This window comes from Engelhardtia mirabilis (assembly GCF_007748095.1).
Taxonomy (GTDB): Bacteria; Planctomycetota; UBA1135; order UBA1135.
The window spans coordinates 2,221,610-2,240,325 of sequence record NZ_CP036287.1 but is presented as its reverse complement, the minus strand read 5'-3'; the positions used below and the strand labels follow the sequence as shown (position 1 = coordinate 2,240,325).

General features: G+C 71.5%; 14 protein-coding genes. 5 read left to right on the top strand and 9 right to left on the bottom strand.

Annotation, left to right across the window (positions count from 1 at the left end; genetic code table 11):
* Window positions 1-5 precede the first annotated feature (5 nt).
* The 3 genes from Pla133_RS08185 to coaD all read right to left on the bottom strand — a co-directional run bounded on the left by Pla133_RS08185 (window position 6) and on the right by coaD (window position 3,029).
* Window positions 6-1,991, bottom strand: coding sequence for a carboxypeptidase-like regulatory domain-containing protein (locus Pla133_RS08185; RefSeq protein ID WP_145064428.1), 1,986 nt, complete (start codon window positions 1,989-1,991; stop codon window positions 6-8).
* Between the two features lie 15 nt (window positions 1,992-2,006).
* Window positions 2,007-2,396: a RidA family protein gene (locus Pla133_RS08180; RefSeq protein WP_145064427.1), complete on the bottom strand. Its 390-nt coding sequence runs from the start codon at window positions 2,394-2,396 to the stop codon at window positions 2,007-2,009.
* Between the two features lie 129 nt (window positions 2,397-2,525).
* The gene (gene coaD / locus Pla133_RS08175) at window positions 2,526-3,029 is read right to left on the bottom strand and encodes a pantetheine-phosphate adenylyltransferase (RefSeq protein ID WP_145064426.1); all 504 of its coding nucleotides are present in this window, start codon (window positions 3,027-3,029) and stop codon (window positions 2,526-2,528) included.
* Between the two features lie 66 nt (window positions 3,030-3,095).
* Between coaD and Pla133_RS08170 the strand changes: the two genes are divergently transcribed.
* Together Pla133_RS08170 and Pla133_RS08165 are read left to right on the top strand one after the other, a co-directional pair.
* Complete coding sequence (locus Pla133_RS08170) at window positions 3,096-5,474, top strand: ComEC/Rec2 family competence protein (protein WP_145064425.1); 2,379 nt, start codon at window positions 3,096-3,098, stop codon at window positions 5,472-5,474.
* A gap of 11 nt (window positions 5,475-5,485) precedes the next feature.
* Entirely contained in the window at window positions 5,486-6,685 is a 1,200-nt protein-coding gene (locus Pla133_RS08165) for a HEAT repeat domain-containing protein (RefSeq protein ID WP_145064424.1), read from the top strand.
* Window positions 6,686-6,845: 160 nt separating this feature from the next.
* Here Pla133_RS08165 and Pla133_RS08160 read toward each other — a convergent pair whose 3' ends face one another.
* Window positions 6,846-8,402, bottom strand: coding sequence for a 3,4-dehydroadipyl-CoA semialdehyde dehydrogenase (locus tag Pla133_RS08160; protein WP_145064423.1), 1,557 nt, complete (start codon window positions 8,400-8,402; stop codon window positions 6,846-6,848).
* A gap of 131 nt (window positions 8,403-8,533) precedes the next feature.
* Between Pla133_RS08160 and Pla133_RS08155 the strand changes: the two genes are divergently transcribed.
* On the top strand, window positions 8,534-9,376 hold the full coding sequence (locus Pla133_RS08155) for an SDR family oxidoreductase (RefSeq protein WP_145064422.1): 843 nt from the start codon (window positions 8,534-8,536) through the stop codon (window positions 9,374-9,376).
* A gap of 466 nt (window positions 9,377-9,842) precedes the next feature.
* Here Pla133_RS08155 and Pla133_RS08150 read toward each other — a convergent pair whose 3' ends face one another.
* Complete coding sequence (locus Pla133_RS08150) at window positions 9,843-10,457, bottom strand: hypothetical protein (protein WP_145064421.1); 615 nt, start codon at window positions 10,455-10,457, stop codon at window positions 9,843-9,845.
* Between the two features lie 227 nt (window positions 10,458-10,684).
* On the opposite strand from Pla133_RS08150, the gene Pla133_RS08145 reads away from it, so the two are divergent.
* Window positions 10,685-11,425: a metallophosphoesterase family protein gene (locus Pla133_RS08145; RefSeq protein ID WP_145064420.1), complete on the top strand. Its 741-nt coding sequence runs from the start codon at window positions 10,685-10,687 to the stop codon at window positions 11,423-11,425.
* On the top strand, window positions 11,422-12,864 hold the full coding sequence (locus tag Pla133_RS08140) for a hypothetical protein (RefSeq protein ID WP_145064419.1): 1,443 nt from the start codon (window positions 11,422-11,424) through the stop codon (window positions 12,862-12,864). The genes Pla133_RS08145 and Pla133_RS08140 overlap by 4 nt, the downstream gene beginning before the upstream one ends.
* A 25-nt stretch (window positions 12,865-12,889) precedes the next feature.
* On the opposite strand, the gene Pla133_RS08135 is transcribed toward Pla133_RS08140, so the two are convergent.
* From Pla133_RS08135 to Pla133_RS08125, 4 genes are all read right to left on the bottom strand, one after another.
* A complete protein-coding gene (locus Pla133_RS08135) occupies window positions 12,890-14,473 on the bottom strand; it encodes a J domain-containing protein (protein WP_145064418.1) in 1,584 nt (527 codons plus the stop codon).
* Window positions 14,470-14,637: a hypothetical protein gene (locus Pla133_RS26095; RefSeq protein WP_419192241.1), complete on the bottom strand. Its 168-nt coding sequence runs from the start codon at window positions 14,635-14,637 to the stop codon at window positions 14,470-14,472. Before Pla133_RS26095 ends, Pla133_RS08135 begins: the two co-directional genes overlap by 4 nt.
* A 567-nt stretch (window positions 14,638-15,204) precedes the next feature.
* Complete coding sequence (locus Pla133_RS08130) at window positions 15,205-16,950, bottom strand: Hsp70 family protein (protein WP_145064417.1); 1,746 nt, start codon at window positions 16,948-16,950, stop codon at window positions 15,205-15,207.
* Window positions 16,951-17,409: 459 nt separating this feature from the next.
* Complete coding sequence (locus Pla133_RS08125) at window positions 17,410-18,705, bottom strand: PAS domain-containing protein (protein WP_419192240.1); 1,296 nt, start codon at window positions 18,703-18,705, stop codon at window positions 17,410-17,412.
* Window positions 18,706-18,716 lie beyond the last annotated feature (11 nt).

The window sequence follows — 18,716 nt, the reverse complement described above, 5'->3', positions numbered from 1 at the left end:
TTCGTTCAGCGTCCGTCGGGCAGGAGCCAATCGCCCGGTTCGACTCGCGGAAAGCGACCGTCGCCGAGGTCGACCTCCAACTCGAGCGGCTCCCGATCCGCCTGCTCGAGACGCACACGATAGAGCCCCACCGCCAGGGGTGTGCGCGTCTGCCAGAGCTGGCCGGTGGTCAACAGGCCGCGCGCGGGGTCGCCGCCGTCGGAGGCGACGGTCAGGGCGAAGGTGTGCGCCGTCGAGAAGGCCAGCTGCTGGAGCCCTGCGCGATCGCCATCGATCCGCTCGACGCTGACCTGCACGGGAACTCCCGCTGACTCCCGGGGGACCGCGGTCAGGTCGATCTGCAGCCGCTCCTCCCGGCTCAGGTTCAGCCAGGCCGTGGAGACCAGCCCAGCCTCGAGGCGCAGCTCCCTCGGGAGCGGGCGTGAGCTCGCCCAGCTCTGCGAAGGGCGCGGACTCGCCGAGAGCGGGCTCCCGTCAGCGCCCACCACGCGCGCGGTCCAGCGCCAGGCACCCGCGGGGAGGTCCCGAAAGCGCAGCGTCGAAGCCTCGGCGCCGATCCGTCCCGTGCGCGAAAGGGAATGTCCGTCGTCCGCTTCGAACGCGACGGTGAGCTCGAGCGGCCCGACCTCTCCATTGCGCTCGACCGAGAACTCCACCGCAGCCGAAAGGTCGCCGTCCTCGAATCGCAACACGTGCTCGAGCTGCGACTCGGCATGGATCTCGACCTCGCCGGACAGCTCCTGGAACGCTCCGGGTTCCCGTCGCATGTCTCCGGCAGGCTCGACCCTTCCGCGCAGGAACCATCGGCTGTCCAGTGGCAGGACGAAGTTCACCTGACCGATGTAGTCCGGCGCAGAGCTCTGGTCGGCCAGGTTCGCCCCCTGCGCGGTCTCGGCCAGGCTGACCCGCTGGAGCTGCAACCGATTGCCGATCCGATCGACACCGATCACTTGCAGGATGCACGCGCTGCGATTCACGACCACGGGCTCGGTGGAAGGCGTGACGTCGGCGTCCATCAGACCCAGGGGGTCGACCTGCGGGTCCACCGTGAGCCGGAAGTTCGCGTCGGCGAGGTTGGCGAAGGTGAACCGCCCGTGCCCGTCGGTGCGGGTCGTCGCCTCGACCAGACCGGCCATCGTCGCGCCGGAGCTGGCCCGCACGGTCACGCCGACGAAGGCCAGGGGCGTGCCGCCGTCCACGGTCAGGCGCCCGTCGAGTCGCTGTCCCCCGCCGATCGCGATCGGCCCCAGGAAGAGTGGCTCGGAATCGAAGGGCAGGTCGATCCACTGGACCACGCGGCCGTGTCGCGGGCTCGCGACCTCGAGGCGGACGTGCTCGCCGCCCACGCCCTTCAGTAACCCTTCGGCGTCGACCACGGAGAGCTTCAGCTCGTCCTCGCTCGGACTCCCGGTAGCCGTCGCGGACACCTGGGCCCGATCGATCGGCTGACCCTCTGCGTCGACGATCGAGAACAGCACGATCGCGGCGGGAACCAGCTTCAACTCGAAGCTGTGCTCCGCTTCCTGAGCGGGCGGCGAGGCGACGAACAGGACCGACAGGCGCCCTGGAGCACGGGCCGTGCACTCGACCCGTTCGAAGCGACGATCGACGCGAACGCTGTACTCGCCGTCGCCCTCGAGCACGGCCCTCAAGTCCTCGGCGGGGCCGCCGCCCCGCGGCCACGCGCGCAGATCGACCGACGCCGCGGCGAGGGGTTCGCCGAGGGAGTCGACCAGGCGGAATCGGAGCCGGACCTCGCCCGCCGGGACGGCCTGCGGCGAATGCTCCGCCAGGGCGCGCCGCTCGCCGACAGCCTCGGAGGCGGCACGCTCGCGCAGCTCGGCCAGGGCCGCCGTCCCGCTCGCGACTGGGGGCGCCGCCTCGAGCCCGGGCCCGGTCGGAACCTCCTCCGACGGGCCCCGCCCTGCGAGCAGCAGCACCGCGATCCCCAGGGCCAGGGCGAAGGCGACGAGGACCGCGCGGCTGCTCAAGTGGACCTCACCGCATCACCCGCAGAGGGCGATGGCGTCGATCTCGACCCGCGCGCCCTTGGGGAGCTGGGCCACGGCGACGCAGGCCCGGCTGGGGGGCGTGTCGCCGGTGAAGTACTCGCCGTAGACCGCGTTGACGGCGGCGAAGTCGGCCATGTCGACCAGGAAGACCGTGCAGCGCACCACCCGGTCGAAGCTCGAGCCGCCGGCGGCGAGCACGGCCTTGAGGTTCTCGAGGCAGTGGCGCGCCTCCTCGGCGGCCGTGCCCGCGTGGAACTCGCCGGTCTTCGGATCGAGGGCCACTTGTCCGGAGCAGTAGAGGGTGTCGCCGGCGCGGATCGCCTGGGAGTAGGGGCCGATCGCGGCGGGGGCGCCGTCGGAGTGGATCTTGGTGCGCTCGGTCATGGGGGAAGCTTCGGGGGGAGTCGGATGAATGGGAAGCGGATCGTCTGCGGCGCGGGCCGCGCGACGTTGGAAGGGCGCCAGGCACAGGGCCGCGACCAGGCGCAGGAAAGGTCGACGCTCGAACACGGCTCAGGCGCCTGGGCGGCGAGCCTCGAGCACCTCGGCCACGGCGGCCGGCACGAACGCGCGCACGCTGCCGCCGAGGCCCGCGATCTGGCGCACCAGGGTGCTGGTGATGTGGGCGTAGGGCGCGTCCGGAACCAACAGCACCGTGTCGATGCGCGGCAACAGCTCGCGGTTCGTGCGTGCCATGGTGACTTCGTAGTCGAAGTCGGTGCCGCTGCGCACGCCGCGCAGGATCTGGGAACACCCGAGCTGCTCGGCGGCGTCCACGACCAGGCCTTCGATGCGCGTCACGACGACGCCCTCCAGGTCGGCGGTGATTGCCTCCAGGAGGGCGATGCGCTCCTCGGCGGTGAGGCTGGCGTGCTTGCTGGGGTGCGCGGCCACGGCGACCGTGACCCGATCGAAGAGCGCCAGGCCGCGGCGGATCAGGTCCAAGTGACCGAAGGTCGGCGGATCGAAGGTGCCCGGGAACAGGGCGTGGCTCGGGCGGTCGGTTGCGTCGGCCATGGGGCCCCGAGTCTACGGATCGAAAGTTCGGGTGAAACCACCGGCGCTCCCGACCGTCCGCAGGGTGTGAATACGGTCTTCGATTGGATCGAGCGCGGGCTCCGCGCACGGCCGGCCCTGACGACGGCCCTGGTCCTGGCCGCGGGCCAGGCCTGGGGGCTCGAATGGGTGCGGCTCCTCGGAGGCGCGGCCGCGATCTGGCTCGTGTGCTGCGCGGCCCTGGCCCTGGGACTGGCGATCTGGGGTCGCGCGGCCGTGCTGCTGGCGTTGGCAGGCCTGCTGGGGTCCGCGGCCCGCGCGGCGGTGGACGCCCCGGCACCGATCCAGCAGGGAATCAGCCGGTCAGTCCAGTTGGCCGAGCCAGTGGCCGGCCGCATCGTCGCCGAGGGCGGTCAATTGCGCCTTCGCAGCGACCCACCCCACCCGTGGCTGCTCGAGTTCGAGGGACCGGCGCCCGCGGTGGGCAGTGAGGTGCTGCTGCTGCCCCCGGGGGACCTGCGCGCCTTCGTGCGAGGGCCCGAGCCGGGCTCCGTGGGTCGACGTGGGGACCTGATGGGGATGCATCGCGTGGCAATCGACGAGTTGGTGCGGGTCAGCGAGCCGGACCGGCGGCCCGGCGGCGAACGCATCGACGGCGTCCGGCGGGCCCTGGTCGAGCGTTGTGAGGAGCTGGGCCTCGACGCCGACCGGGGGCTGGCCGGCGCGCTGCTGGTCGGCGACCGCCGCAACCTCGACCGCGACTTGGCGGATCTGTTCACACGCACGGGCACCCGGCACCTATTGGCCCTGTCGGGGCTGCACGTGGGTCTCTTGGCCGCGGTCGTGCTCTGGCCCCTGGGAGCGCTGGCAGCGCGGCTCGCGCGCCTGGTCGGGGTCGGCGCGCGGCACTCGCGGCTGGTGGCGGACCTGGCGCGGGTCGCTTGGCTTTGCGGCTTCGCCCTCGTGGCGGGGGCGGCGCCGCCAGTCGTGCGAGCAGCCCTGGCCCTCGGCGCCATCTTGGCCGCGCGACACCTGCCGGGTCCGGTAGGCGTTCCGTGGAAGGGTCGCCAGGCGGACGCCCTCTCGATCTGGGGCGGAGCCCTGGCTCTCGAGTGCGCCCTCGATCCGCGCGCGGTCCAGTCCCTGTCGGTCGCCCTCTCCTATGCGGCGACCCTCGGCATCCTCCTCGCGGCGACGCGACTGAGCTCGAGCTTCGCCCTGCGGCGCGGGAAAGAGCGGCGCACGGTCGCAGTGCTGCGTTGGCACCGCCCACTACCGATCATCGCGGCCTCGATCGCCCGCGACCGCCTGCAGGCGTGGTTCGTGACGGGCGTGGCTTGTTCGGTCGCCGCCGTGGTCGCCACCCTGCCGGTCGCCTGGAACGCCTTCGGCGAGATCGCCCCGGTGGGGATCCTGGCGACGGTCTTGAGCGTTCCGATCATCGCGCTGCTGCTGCCGCTGCTGTGGCTCGCGCTTTGGACCGGATGGGTTTGGGTCATTCACCTCACGGGCGCACTCGAGCGCGGCCTGATCGCGCTGCTCGGCCTGATGGATCAGTTGCCTGGCACGCCTTGGCTGGTGCACGACCGTCCCCATTGGTTGCCTTGGCTCGCAACGCTGACTTGGTTCGCGCTGCTCGCGATGCGCGAGGCGACTCGCCTGCGACTTCCGACGACGGGGTTCGCCCTGGCTTTGACGGCGGTGCTAGTCCTGCCCCTGCGACCGGGGCCGCGCGGACTGGAGGTCGTTGCCCTCGACGTGGGGCATGGCACGGCGGTGGCCCTGCGCGCGCCGGGGTCGGGGACTTGGATCTTCGACGCCGGGACGCGCGATCGGCCTAGGCTCGTGTCCGAGGGCCTGGCGCCGTTGATGCGCGCCTGGGAGGTGCAGTCGGTCAACCTGTGCCTGAGCCATTCGGACCACGACCACCGCAGCGCGGCGCCGTGGATCGCGACGCGGCTCGAGCCGCAGTGGCACCTGGGCTGGACGGACGACGACCTGAAGGGACGGAGCACGCGACACCTCCAGTTGGATGGGAGCCCGGCGGGACAGGCGCGGCTGTGCACGCCGAGCGGCCTGGAGCTGACCCTGATCCGCGGTGGCGACGGCGAGGGCAACGAGGGCTCCTGCAGCCTCTTGGTCCAGTGGAGTGGTCGGCGGGTGCTGCTGTGCGGGGATGCGGTGGACGGGGGCCTGGCCGCCAGCCTGGCCGCAGGGCACCTGCAGGCGCCGATCGACATCCTGTTGCTCCCCCACCACGGGTCCCACGGCACCGCGGTCTGCGCCCTGCTCGACCAGGTCGAGCCACGGGAAGTCTGGGTCAGCGGCGCGGCGCGGCCAGCGATGGCCGGAGAGCTCGACCGCAGGGGCCAGAGGTGGTCTTCCACCGGCGCCCTGGGCCCCCTGCGCGCGGTCCTCGAATCGGCACCAAGGTCCGATGACAACCCCGTGCGCTGGCTCGACTAGCCTCGAATGCCATGTTCAGCGCCAAGCCCACCGCCATCTGCGTGCTCACCCTCGTCGCCGCCGGGACCACCGCTTCGGGCGCCCCCGGCGGGGTTCCTCCGAGCCGAGCTCTCTCCGGCGACGCCCTAGCGGCCACGGCGTCCCAGGGCCGGGTTGCCCAATCGACGGCCCACATCGCGTTGCGCGCGGAGCGGTCCGCGCCGACCGATGACGTGCGGGGCCAGGTGCGCGAGGTCGCGCGCCGGGGCGACGCCTCGGCCGACGAACTCGCGGCCATCGCGGCGAAGGCCTGGGCTGCGCGACTGGGTGTCGACGCGATCAAGCTCCTGGACCGGGCCCTGGTCCTCGAGCCCGACCATGCCGGCGCCCTGGACCTGATCGCCGAGCTGCGCGAATCCCTGGTCATCGACCTGCCCCTCCCCGCGCCGCCGCGGGTCTGGGAGCTCGAGGAGACCGCGCTCGAAGCGTCGATCGAAGAGGCCTTCGCCAAGGCCGGCCCGCTCCCGCCCAGCGCACGTGAAGTCGTCGTCTGGCGACTGGAACAAGCCGTGCACCCGGAGTTCGTGCATTCGACGGCGCTCGCGAAGCTGCGCGACGAGCGTGCTCCGACCCGCGCCTTCGCGGCGCTGGTGCTGCGACGCCTACAACCGGGACAGGATGCGAATCCGTTGATCGAGCGCAGCCTGCTCGACCCGGACGAGGACGTTCGTCGCCAGAGCGCCTTGGCCCTGTCCCTCGTTGGCGATCCAGCGGTGGCCGCGCCGGCGGTGCGTGCCCTCTCCGCCAAGAACGCGAACCTGCGCTTCAATGCAGCCCAGGCCCTGGGCTCGATGGGCTACAGCCAGGCGATCGCGCCGCTCACCAACGCGCTGCTCTCCTCGAGCTCGAGCAGCTACGCGCCGCCGCCGCGCAGCTACGTCTTCTTTGGCAACCAGTCCGCCTACGTGCAGGACTACGACGTCGAGGTCGCCACGGGGTCGTCCATCGCCGACCCGGTGATCAACACCCTGGTGTCGGGCGCCGTGCTGGACGTGCGCGTCGTCGGCGTCTCGGGCGGCGGCTCGTCGACCCGGCAGCGCAAGGTGCTGCGCCAATCGATCGAGCACCTGGCCGGCGTCGACATCGGCAGCCAGAAGTCGGACTGGGAAGCCTGGTGGGCGAACTCGCCCTACAACCCGGTCAACCAGCCCGCGCCGACCACCCCGGATTGATCTCCGACCGACTGATCGCGTCCCGGCGGCTGCGTCCGATCGAGTGCGTCCGAACGAGCGCGTTCGAGCGGCCGCGCTCGAGCTGCCAGGGCATCCGAACGCACAGCGCCCCGCCGGTCCGTGACCGACGGGGCGCAGTGCGTCCGGGTGGCGAGAGGGCTCAGTCTTCGCTGTCGGCGGTTGGTGCCCCGAAGCGCTTTTGGACCAGACCCTGGAAGCCCTGGACCGCGGTGCGCTGCATGTAGAGCGACAGCCCGCGCAGGGCGCCGAGCTCCTCGCCGCCGCCCGCGCGCCCGGGGCCGCCGTGGACCGATTGGGGCAGCACCAACCCGGGCGGCGTCGACTGACCCTTGACCCGACTGGAGCCGATCCAGACCCGTCCGTGCCAGGGGGCGATGCCCAGGGTCACCTCGGTGGTCCAATCGGCGTCGTCGGAGTAGACGGCCGCCACCAGCCCACCGCCGCCACGGTTGACCAGGCGCACGGCCTCGGAGGCTTCGCCGGTGTAGGGCAGGACCGAGGCCACGGGTCCGAAGACCTCCAACTCGTGGAAGGTGTCGGCGTCGGCGTCGATGGCCTCGATCAGCGTCGGTCGGATCCCGTAGCCCGCATCGCCAACGCTGTCGGCGCCGCCGCAGCGCACGTGGCCGTTCTCGGCCAGGCTCTCGATTCCCGCGCGCACGTCGCGCAGTTGGCCACTCGAGGTGAGCGTCCCGACGCGGGTGTCCTTGTCGCCGGGGCTACCCTGCTTCTGACGCTCGAGGTCGGCGGTCAGGTCGGCGACCACGCTCTCGACCATGTCCTTGGGCACCAGGATGCGCCGCACCGCCGTGCACTTCTGACCCGCCTTCTGGGTCATGTCGAGCATCACATTGGCCAGGAACTCGCCGTACAGCTCTGAGTCCGTGTCCACGTCGGGACCGAGGACCGAGGAGTTGAGCGAGTCGGCCTCGATGTTCACGCGCACGTTGTGGCGCACGAGGTTCTCGTGGCCGCGGATCAGCGCCGCGGTCTTCGAACCGCCGGTGAAGGCGACCACGTCCATCGGACCCAGGTGATCGAGCAGATCGCCCGCGCTGCCCGCTAGGAACTGGAAGGCGCCCTCGGGCAGCACGCCCGACTCGACCACGATCTGCGCGATGCGGTAGGCGATCAGAGCCGTCGGCGTGCCGGGCTTCTCGATCACCGGCATCCCGGCCAGGAGCGAGCAGGCCATCTTCTCGGCCATGCCCCAACCCGGGAAGTTGAAGGCGTTGATGTGGACCGCCACGCCGGGGCGCGGCACCAGCACGTGCTCGCCCCAGAAGCGCGGGGTGCGGCCGAGCTGCTGGCCCTCGCCGTCCGTCAGGAAGGGCCGGTCGCCGAGCCGCTTGCCGAAGCTGGCGTAGGCCGCCAGGGTTCCGGTGGCGCCGTCGAGGTCGAACTTCGCGTCGCCGCGGGTCGAACCGGCGTTCTGGATCGACAACTCGATCAGCGCCTCGCGGTGCTCGTGGATGGCGCCGGACAGGGCTTTCAGGGCCGCGGCGCGCTCGGCGAAGGTCATGGCGCGCAGGGCCGGACCGCCCACTTCGCGGGCGTAGGCCACGGCGGCGCCGCGGTCGATGCCGTCGCTGGCGCACTCGGCCAGGGGCATCTCGGTGGCCGGATCGACCAGGACCTGGGGATCGCCCTGGCCCGTCTGCCAGGTGCCGCTGAGGTAGCTCTCGAGCTTGATCATGGGGCTCTCGGGGGGTGGCGCGCCGGGCGCGGGGGCGAACAGGATATCCGACCCCGCCTCCGAATCCGCCGTCGCCCCCACGCCTTCCGGCGCAGCTTCCACGGCCAGGGCGAGTCTGTCACCCTGCCCCCATGAGCCAGTCCGACCCGCCCGAGGCCATCCGCTTCCTCGCCCCCGACCTCTTCTCCGGCCAGGTGGCCGTCGTCACCGGGGGCGGCACCGGGCTGGGCCTGCAGATCAGTCGCGGCCTGGCCGCCCTGGGCGCCACCGTGGTGATCGCCAGCCGCTCCGCCGAGCATCACCAAGCACTGCTCGAAGAGGGCGACGCCGCCGGTTGGCGGGTCTACTCCGAGACCGTCGACGTGCGCGAGGCGGACCGCGTGCGCGAGTTGGCCGACCGCGTCGTCGAGAAGCAGGGCAAGGTCGACATCCTGGTCAACAACGCCGCCGGCAACTTCGTCTGCCCGGCCGAGAAGCTGTCCGCCAAGGCCTGGCGAGCGGTGCTCGGGATCGTCCTCGACGGCACCTTCTACTGCAGCCGCTCCTTCGGTCGGCACATGATCGCGGCGGGCGGTGGGCAGATGCTGAACGTGCTCGCGACCTACGCCTGGACGGGCATGCCCGGAGTCGTGCACTCCGCCTCGGCCAAGGCCGGCGTCCTTGCCATGACCCGCACCCTCGCCGTCGAGTGGGCCCGCCACGGCATTCGAGTCAACGCGATCGCCCCCGGCCCCTTCGAGAGCAAGGGCGCCGAGGCCAACCTGTGGCCCAGCGAAGAGGTGCGCGAAGCGATCCTGCGCGGCGTGCCCCTGGGTCGCTTCGCCACGCCGGACGAGGTCGCCAGCCACGCCCTGTTCCTGCTCTCCCCCGCCTGCGCGTACGTCAACGGCGAGGTCTTCGTCCAGGACGGAGGCGCTTCCCTGGGCAAGGGGATGTGGACACCGGGTGACCGCGTCGGGCGCAGGAAGGCCTGAGCGATCCAAATGTGGCGGCGCGCCGGAACCGCCGCGGAGCCGTGCGGTTGAGGGTGGCATCGATCAGACCAACGCTGCTTCCGCAGCCATGAATCACGAGGATTCGACGATGCTCCGCCGACTCACGATACTCCGCCGGCCCGCGATACTCCGCCGGCCTGCGACCGCCATCGCCCTGGCCCTCTTGGCCCTGACCCCAGGCCATGCCGACGCCCAGCAACGCCCGGGCACCGAACACGGCTTCGAGCGGCGCGCGGAACGCTTCGACTCCGACACCGAAGGCGAGCGCAACGACGCGCGCGTCGAACGCTTCCGCGATCGAGTTCAAGAACTGCGCGAACGCTTCGGCATCCCCCAGGGCAGCCTCCGGCAAGAACGCGTCGAGCGGCCTCGCGGCGCAGACCGGGAGCCGTCACCGCTGACAGATCGCCGGTCTCGGCACACTGTCGACGATCGTGGTGCCGGCCTACGCGGCCGACTCGATCGCGATGCAAGCGGTCGCGGTGAAATCGGCCGCGGTGAAATCGGCCGCGGTGCAAGCGGTCGCGGTGCCACGGGACCCGGCGAGGATGATCGTGGGGTCAGCGGAAGCGACAGGCTCGGGCGCGGTGCGGTCGAACGCGACGTCATCGGACGCGACTTCATCGGACGCGGCGCGGCCGGGCGTGAGGCCGGCCGGCGGGCTGGCTTCGGGGCAGGTCGCGCCGACCGTATCCCGGCGCCTCACGACGGACGGGAGCGTGGGTCCGAGCTTCGCAGCAGCTCGGAGCCCGACCGGCTTCGGAGCGAGGCGGGCAGCCAACCGGGCGAACAGCTCCGCGAACACCTGCGCGATCGTTTCGAGGACGCGCGCGGTCGGCGCTCCCAACGTGACGACGAGCAGTTGGGGCAGGTCGACCAACCCCGCAGCGAGGAGCGCGAGACCCAGTCGACCGAGCGCCGCAAGGCCGCGATCGAACGCTTGCGCGAGCGCCTTCAATCCCATCGTGACGCCCTGCGACAAGGCACCCGGGTCGACGAGCGGCGCGGACCGACCCAGAACGGCGGCCGCCGTGAAGGTCCGGCCGAAGCGGGGCCCCACCGTCGCTCGCGCGGAGTCGAGATCGACCGCCGCGCGATCTGAGCCGTCGCCTCGACGAAACCCGCCGGACCGCCCCGTGAGGACTGCGGCCCGGCGGGCGTCCCAACCCCGCCCCCATCGCGCCTGTGCGCGGTGGGGGCGTTGTTCGTCGTGGGGCATTCCCAGGTCGGGGCGGCCCGCGACGGCGCGGCGACCCGCGTCCCCGCTGCCGCCGATAACCTCGCGTCATGGGAGATCGCGAGAACAGGCGCGCCCCGCGGACCGGCGCCCGGCGCGTCGAAGTCGGCGGGCAGGAGCTGTGGCTCTTGGCCGAGCGGGCGGCCTGGTGGCCCCTGGAGTCGACCCTCTTGGTGAGCGACTTGCACCTGGGCCGCCCGCCGACCGACGACCCCTACCTTACGGATCCGACGATCGCCGCCGCCGCCGATCTGTCCCGCCTCGGCGAGCTGCTCGATCAGCTCGGGGCGCGCCGTCTCTGGATCCTCGGGGACCTGCGCCACTCGAGCGCGTCCGGCCTGGGCGCGGCGGACGAGGTGCTGGCGGTGTGGCTCGCCGCGCGAGGCGAACTCGAGATCCACATGGTGCGCGGCAACCAGGACGAGGCCGCCGGAGACCCGAGCGACGCGCCCGGTCTCCACATCCACGCGCCCGGACGGCCCGAAGGCCCCCTGACCCTGCACCACTACCCGCCGGAGCCGGGAGATCCCGGAGTCTCGCCGGCGGGCTGGGTCGCGGGCCACCTGCACCCGGCGGCAACTTTCGGGGGGCCACGGGACGCGCCCCGCGCTCCCGCCTTCCTGGTCGAGGGGCGCGGCCTGGTCCTGCCGGCCTTCGGCTCGGGCACCCACGCCCACCCGGTGCGCCGTCGCCCCGACCAGCATCTGTTCCCGATCCGCAACGGAATCGTCGAGCGGCCAATCGACCTGGAGCGCCACGCCACCAGTGGTCGATCCAATCCGGGTCGATGACTCCCCTCGAGACCCTCCCCGCCGCGGCGCCGGACCGCATCACCCCCGACGGCACCGCCCGCGACCGCGCCCCGACCGAGCATGAGCCCCCGCCCGCAGCCGGCCCCCGCTGGGCCATGCGCGGCGGACTGCTGTTGGCCCTGGTCGGCGCCGTGGGTTTGGCCTTGGGCGTGGAGCCCTTCCGGACCTACTTCTACGCCTTCGTCTGGTGGGGCTGGATCGCCGCCGCGAGCGGCTGGACCCAGGCGCGCGCGGGGCGCTCGCTGCTGTTCACCAGGCCGCGCGCCTTCGGCCTCTTGACCCTGTGGTCGGTGACCTTCTGGCTTTTGTTCGAGGTGCTCAACATCGCCCTCGACAACTGGTACTACGTCGGCTCGATGCCGACCCTCGCCGGGCGCCTGCTGGGCATGACGGTCTGCTTCGCGACGGTACTGCCCGGGGTCTTCGTCACCCGCGACTGCATCGCCGCCCTGGGCTTCGCGGCGGGCGCGAGGCTGCGCGCGCGGCCGATCGGCGCCGGCGCGTCGCGCAACTTGGCCCTGTGCGGCGTGCTGTTCACCGCCCTGCCGCTGATCTGGCCCACCTACTTCTACCCCCTCGTCTGGGGCGCCACCTTCTTCCTCGGTGAGGCCTTCCTGGTGCACCGTGGCCAGCGTGGGCTGATCGTGTGCCTGGCCGCCGGGGATCCGCGCCCCGCCTTGCAACTGCTCGCCGCGGGCTTCGTCACCGGTGGCCTGTGGGAGTCCTGGAACTTCTTCGCCGGCGCCAAGTGGATGTACACGGTGCCGTTCTTCGAGCACCTGAAGCTGTTCGAGATGCCGCTGCTGGGCTTCCTCGGCTTCCCGCCGTTTGCCCTGGAGTGCTACAGCTTCGCCTGCATCCTCGTCGCCCTCGGGCTCTGCCCGCCCTTCGATGAAGGCTTCGACGCCGAGGACGCCGCGCGCACCACGACGACCCGAGCCACCCTCGGTGCGCTGGCCGCCGCCGTGCTGGCCGTCCCGATGATGTTCGCCACCGACGCCGAGGTGGTGCGCGGTACGCGGGCTCTGGTGAGCGAGATGAAGTCCCTGCCGAGCGGCAGCCAGACGGCCCTGACGCGCGCGGGCTACACCGACGTGCGCGACCTCCTGGCCGTGATCCACGGGGACCACGCTCCCACCGCATGGAGCAGCCTGCCGCCGCAACTGCGCGCCGCGGCCGAGTCCGAGATGGAGCTGATGAACACCGCCCTGATGGGAGCACGGGGCGTGGCCTGGTTGGACGCGATCAGCGTCGAGAACGCCCACGAACTCGCGGCACTCGACTGGCGCAGGGTCGTCAGCCTGGCGGGCAGCGCGACACCGGTGGCCCAATCCCTGCTGCGACGCTACGGCCCGGCGCCCTACGACCGCGAGGTCCGCAACTGGGTGCGGGCCGCGCGCAGGGCGACCGAGCACTGACGGGATCCGGTGACCGGGGCGAAGCTCAGCGCACGACCCGCCGCGCGAGTTCGCTGATGGCCAAGACCTCGTCGTCCGCGGCGTGGATCGAGAGCTGCTCCGAGATCGTCAACGGGGGGCTCGAGAAGCCCTCGAAGCGCGCCAGGATCTCGGTCGCCGGCAGGCCCGATCGGATGACGAACTCGTGCAGCATCGGACGCCACCATCTGCGCCAGAGGTGACGGCCGAAGAGCCCATCGATGCGGACCTTCGCGAACAGCCACAGCAAGCCGAGGATGGCGACGGCGCTGACGTAAGCCAGGGCCTGGGCCAGCCAGTCGGGCATCGCTTCGACGAGCACGTCGCCCAGGTCCGAGCCGATCCTGAACACCAGTACGATCGCGGCGAGCGAGCTCAGCCCCAGCAGAGCCGAGCGCAGGAGCGACGAGAGCGAGTCCGTGCGGGCGCGCTCCGTCCGGGCCAGGAAAGCCTCGACCAGCTCGTCGGCCTGCTGCGAAGAGAAGCCGATGGGCTCGCGTTCCTCGGCGTCGGTGCGGTCAAGGGCCTGGGCGGCCAGGTGCACGAAGGCCGGCACGAATCGCCCCGAGCCCGGCCGACCGCTTCCGACGGCGTCGAGCAGCGGCCTTGGATCGTCGGCCACCTGGACCAGGAGGGCGACCACCCGCTCATCCACGCGCGGGCGCGCAGGACCGCTGAGCTCTCGCAACAACTCGTCCAGCTCGGCCACGAGGGGATGGACCCCGTGGCGACGCCCCGAGGGTGCGACGAAAGCCTGGCGCTCGGCCTGGTAGTCCAACAGGAGCGCGACATCGATCAGCCGACTGTCGTCGTCGAAGCCCAACTCCTCGTCGACCTCGGCCAAGCGCGCCTCGACCCAGGTACGCTCGGCGATCCACGTCGCCGTGGGCAGAATCGTCAGCAGGAACGACACCCGCGAGCGGTCGAAGCGCAGCTCCGGGTCGTCGGCAAGGCGGTCGACGAACTCTTGCCAAGGGTCCGGATCGGCGCCCGACGCCGTGCGCATCAGGTGATCGCAGACGCCACGCAGGAGTGGCCGCGAACCGAGGACCCGCTGGACGCGCTCGAGAAAGGCCAGCAAGTCCCCCGGGTCGTCCTCGCCGCGCGCGCGTTTCCAGACCAGGAAGTGCAACACCCCGTCGTCGGGCCAACGGTCGAGCGCCTGGACCAGCAAATCGTCGAAGGAGGGCGCCGAATCCGGAGCGGCGATGTCGCGACGCAGGGAGTCGATGAAGAACTGACGCGCGGGCGAGCTCTGCCCGGGCTCAGCGGGCCAGGCGGTCTCGGCCGCGTCGTCGCGCTCCCCGTGCAGCTCGGCTCGGCGCAGCTCCGCATCGCGATTCGCGCGCGCGACCTGCGGCGGAGCTTCGAACGACGGCTGGTCTGTGGGGCCCTGCCTGAGTTGCTCGAATGCCGCGCGGATGCGTTGGAATCCCTCGGGGTCGCGCTCGGGCTTGTGCCGCCGGACGAGTCGGTTGTAGGCCCGTTTCAACTCGCGCTGGTCGAGGGGCGAGGACAGTCCGAAGAAGCCCAGGGGATCGTCGGGCAGCAAGTTCCAGTCCGGCTCCGGCGCCTCCTCGGCCGCGCTCATTGGAGCCTCCGCCGGGCTCGGGCCGCCTCGACGCGACCGTGCAACAGGCGCCAGGTCCGCACCAGAGTGCTGGCGAGCAGCGGAAGGAAGGCCACCACGAGCAGGAGCGGGATCGCCAGCCCCCACAGCAGGAAGAAGACTGTTGCCGCCGCCCGTCGCAACACCGGCGCCAGGGCGGGCGCGACGCCGGCCGCCGGGATCGGCGCCAGCTCGCGCAGCCAATCCCCTCGAGGCGCGCGAGGTGGGGGTACTCGCGGGAGATGCGCGCCACCGACGATTTGATCAGCGCTTGACGGGACGTGGAGCGGTCGCCGGAGGTCAGGCGCGCGCGGTCCGCGCGATGGGCGCGGGCGACGTCCGACGGGGCGGCGGGAAGCCGGCGCAGGATCTCGGCCAGGGGCCTCGCCACCAGCCGATCGGTGCCCAGGCGCTCCAACTCGGGGCGGGCCCGATTCGCGAGCTCCAGGCGCGCCGACCAATGCGACAGGTCGGGGAAGCGTTCGACCTCGATCTCGGCCAGGCGCGCGCGGAAGGTCTCGGCGTCGAGCTCCTCGAACCGCTCGCGCAGGTCCGCGAGGCGCTGCATGCGATCGAAGCGCGCGGCGACCATGGCCCCCATCTCGTCGTCGCGGGAATCGGGCGGCAGCATCGGCAGGCCTCCGTGCCGCCGCATCAACGACCAGGGGTCGCGCTCGGGATCCTCGATGATCTCGAGCAGGGCGCGGCGGCGTTCAGTCTTGTCCGCCATCGGGCGCGCGCGGTGGGACGTAGGGGAACCCCAGGGCCGAGAGGGCGATCAGGAGCTGCTCGCGCATGGCCACGAAGGTGCTGCGCTCGCTGCCGGCCAGGGCCTGCTCGTAGTCGTCGACGACGCCCTCGAATCCCTCGCGCTGCAAGGGCTCGACCTCCCCCACCACTCGGGATGCGAAGGCCAACAGCTCGCGGTTGGCCAGCTCGTCGCGGGGGTAGAACTTGATCGCTTGCATGCGCTCGACGGCTCGGGCCACGTCCGCCTCGCTGAGGCCCTCGACGGCGTGCTCGATCACCGTCTGGAACACCTGACCGGTCTCCTCGATGCGCGCCTCGACCTCGAGCAGACCGTTCAAGTCGTAGGTGAAGCGGATGCCGACCACCTGCCCCGGCGGCCCGGACGGGATGCCCCGCACCTCCAGCTCGCCGATGCGGAGGTTGTCCTCCACGCGGCGCGACTCGCCCTGGTAGATCTCGAGCTTGACGCAGGTCTGACCCGCATGGACCGTCGAGACGTACTTCTCGCAGGAGACCGGAATGGTCGTGTTGCGGTGGATGATCGGGAGGAAATAGCCCCTGCGAAACTGGGTGGCTATCTCCTTGGCCGTCTCGACGCCCAGGGTGTGGGGGCAGACGTCCGTCGCCACCAGGTCTTCGACCGCGGCATCGTCCGCGATCAGGGCCGCCTGAACCGCGGCGCCCAGGGCCACCACGTGGTCGGGGTCGAAGCGCTGCAGGAGCTCGCCGCCGGTGAACGCCGCCACCATGGCGCGAACCTGGGCCAGGCGCGTGGCGCCTCCGACCAAGATCGTCTCGTCGATCTCCCGCGGCTGCCGTCCGGCGTCGCGCAGCACCCGCGTCAGGGGCCCCACCAGCCGCTCGACGAGAGGCGCGAAGATTGCATCGATGACCTCGCCGTCCGGCGCCAGGCTCGGCGCGTCGGGCCCGATGGTCCCGTCGGCGGCGGGTAGACGGATCGCCTGCGCGGCGGCGCCGGCGCACTTGTAGCGCTCGCACTCCAGCCGCAGCCGTGCCCAGCGCTCGGGCTCGCCCAGGGCCGTGGCCTCGGCTTGCAGGTCGAACTGTTCCAGGGCCCAGGCGGCCAGGGCGTCGGTGAAGTCCTCGCCGCCCAGTTGGCTCTCACCAGCGGTGGCGACGATCTCGAGGTTGCCCTCGAAGACGTCCATCAGCGTCACGTCGAAGGTCCCGCCGCCCAGGTCGAACACGAGCAGCGAGCGCTCCGAATGCCGGTCGTGGAAGCCGTAGGTCAGGGCGGCCGCGGTGGGCTCGTTGACGATGCGCCGCACGTTCAGGCCGGCCAGCCTGCCCGCCTGACGGGTGGCCAGGCGCTGGTGGTCGTTGAAGTAGGCCGGGACCGTGATCACCGCTTCGGTGATGGCCTCGCCCAGCGCCGCCTCGGCGTCGGCCTTGAGCGACCTCAGGACGACGCTGGAGAGCTCGATCGGATCGAGGCTCAGGTCGCCCAGGCTGAGCTGCCGGGGCGTCCCGATCAGGCGCTTGAAGAAGGAAGCGCAGGCTCTCGGCTGCACCACCCGGTGCTCACGGGCCGCCTGTCCGACCAGCACTTCGCCGCTGTCGAGCAGGGCGACGACGGAGGGGGTCAGCAGTCCGCCGCCGGCGGTCGGCAGAAGGCGCGGCCCACCGGGCCCGAAGACCGCGCACAGGGAGTTCGTCGTGCCGAGGTCGATGCCGATGATGCGTGCCATGGGGCGCCCATCCAGGTCCCGGGCCAAGGGCGCCGGGAGGGGGGCGGGCGGATTCTACCGCCAGGGTGTCGGCGTCCAGCGACTCGGAACGGTCCTGCGCGAGCGGATCGAGCTGGTGTCCTGGATCAGAAATTCGGCGTCACTGCCCGGAGGTCCGATCGATGCTGGCTAGGCGCGCCGACGACGCGTATCCGCTGCGATACTCGGAGGAGGCGCTGGCGACGCCAGCGGCGATCGGAGCCCGGGAAGTGACGCCGAATTTCTGATCCAGGACACTTGGCGGGCAGAGACTCCCGCCTCGCACGGAATCGGCACTCGTCGTCGGCGGGGCAGGCGGCGAATGATCCCTGCCGAGGAGCGCCGGGCAACGGTTCCGCTCGCCCTGCCCCCGATGTCGGGGCACCGCGGTCTCGCCACCGATCCCAGGGGGGCGCGATCGGCGGTGCGTGCGGGCTGATCTCAGGCGCCGACGGCTTGGAGGTTCCAGCGCTTGACGCGCCGGTCGACCGAATCGACCAGGTCCTGGAGCTCGTCCAAGGACGCGCGGGCGGCGTTGGAGACGCCGGCGAGCTCGTCCAAGAGCCCCGAGAACTGCTGCCCGCCCTCGACCGTCTCCGAGATCGAGCGCCCGGTGACGTGGTTGACCTTGGCGGTCAGCAGGATGCGGCTGAAGCGGTCCGTGATCGCCCCGAAGGTGCGCAGGGACTTGCGGAGCTGGGCCACGCCCTCGGCTGCCGATCCGGCCACCGCCGAGTAGCTCTGCTTGAGCATCGACGAGAGCTCCTCGCAGGTGGCACCGAAGTCCTCGATCTGCTGGGCGCGGTCCGCATCCGCGATGTGCGATCGAGACAGGAAGTAGGCCTCGGTCTCGACCAGGAGCGTCGCCACCGAGACCTGCAGCGAGGTCTGCTCGATGGTCTCGTCGAGCACGGACTGCTCGGTCTCCAGGATGCGGGCTTCGCGGGAGATGTCCCCGGAGATGATCGAGGTCTGCTCGCTGACCACTCCCAGGGCGCGACCGCGTTCATCCATGCGCGCCGCGCAGATGCTCGAGTTGAGGGCGATGCGGTTGACCGAGCGGCTGACGCCGTCCGAGGACCGGGCCTGGTCGTTGGCCACGTCGCGAAGGTGATCGAGCAGCTCGAGATCCTCGAGGATCGCGAACATGCGGCCCGTCTTGTTCGAACCTTCTGCGGCGCTCGTGCGCGGCATCAGCGTGCGCCGCGACATGATCTCGCTACGCAGGCTCTTGACCATGAAGCGGTCGTAGCTCTCGTAGCCCAGGGTCCCGAGGGCCTCGACGAGTTGGGCGGTGGAGGCGTCCATCGCCGCCGGCGTGTCCGTGCCGAAGCCGGCCTCGGTCGCGAGCAGCTTGGCGTAGAGCTCCTCCACGGCCGGAATCACCCCCGAGGTCGGCTTGAGTCGCACCGAGAGGTAGCCGGACTCGATCGGCAAGGCCACGGCGAAGACCCAATAGAACTCGCCGTTGCTGGTCATGTTCTTGACGTAGGCACCGATCGGCTTGCCCGCGCCGAGGTAGCTCCACAGGAGCCGGAACACGCAGCGCGGCATGTCCGGGTGCCGCACGAGACTGTGTGGCGCGCCGATCGCCTCGCTGGCCGGGTAACCGGCGATGCGAAGGAAGACGTCGTTACACGACTTGATGCGACCCTTCGGGTCCGTCGTGGAGAAGAACAGCTCCGAGAGGTCGAAATCCGCACTGCGGTCGACGGGGACGACTTTGCTTCGGGCCATGGAGAGTTGAT

Excerpts from the sequence above, each read along its gene's own strand:
- Pla133_RS08165 (WP_145064424.1), top strand. The coding sequence starts at position 5,486 with ATGTTCAGCGCCAAGCCCACCGCCATCTGCGTGCTCACCCTCGTCGCC.
- Pla133_RS08140 (WP_145064419.1), top strand. The coding sequence starts at position 11,422 with ATGACTCCCCTCGAGACCCTCCCCGCCGCGGCGCCGGACCGCATCACC.
- Pla133_RS08130 (WP_145064417.1), bottom strand. The coding sequence starts at position 16,950 with ATGGCACGCATCATCGGCATCGACCTCGGCACGACGAACTCCCTGTGC.
- Pla133_RS08180 (WP_145064427.1), bottom strand. The coding sequence starts at position 2,396 with ATGACCGAGCGCACCAAGATCCACTCCGACGGCGCCCCCGCCGCGATC.
- Pla133_RS08155 (WP_145064422.1), top strand. The coding sequence starts at position 8,534 with ATGAGCCAGTCCGACCCGCCCGAGGCCATCCGCTTCCTCGCCCCCGAC.
- Pla133_RS08160 (WP_145064423.1), bottom strand. The coding sequence starts at position 8,402 with ATGATCAAGCTCGAGAGCTACCTCAGCGGCACCTGGCAGACGGGCCAG.
- coaD (WP_145064426.1), bottom strand. The coding sequence starts at position 3,029 with ATGGCCGACGCAACCGACCGCCCGAGCCACGCCCTGTTCCCGGGCACC.
- Pla133_RS08135 (WP_145064418.1), bottom strand. The coding sequence starts at position 14,473 with ATGAGCGCGGCCGAGGAGGCGCCGGAGCCGGACTGGAACTTGCTGCCC.
- Pla133_RS08125 (WP_419192240.1), bottom strand. The coding sequence starts at position 18,705 with ATGGCCCGAAGCAAAGTCGTCCCCGTCGACCGCAGTGCGGATTTCGAC.
- Pla133_RS08145 (WP_145064420.1), top strand. The coding sequence starts at position 10,685 with ATGGGAGATCGCGAGAACAGGCGCGCCCCGCGGACCGGCGCCCGGCGC.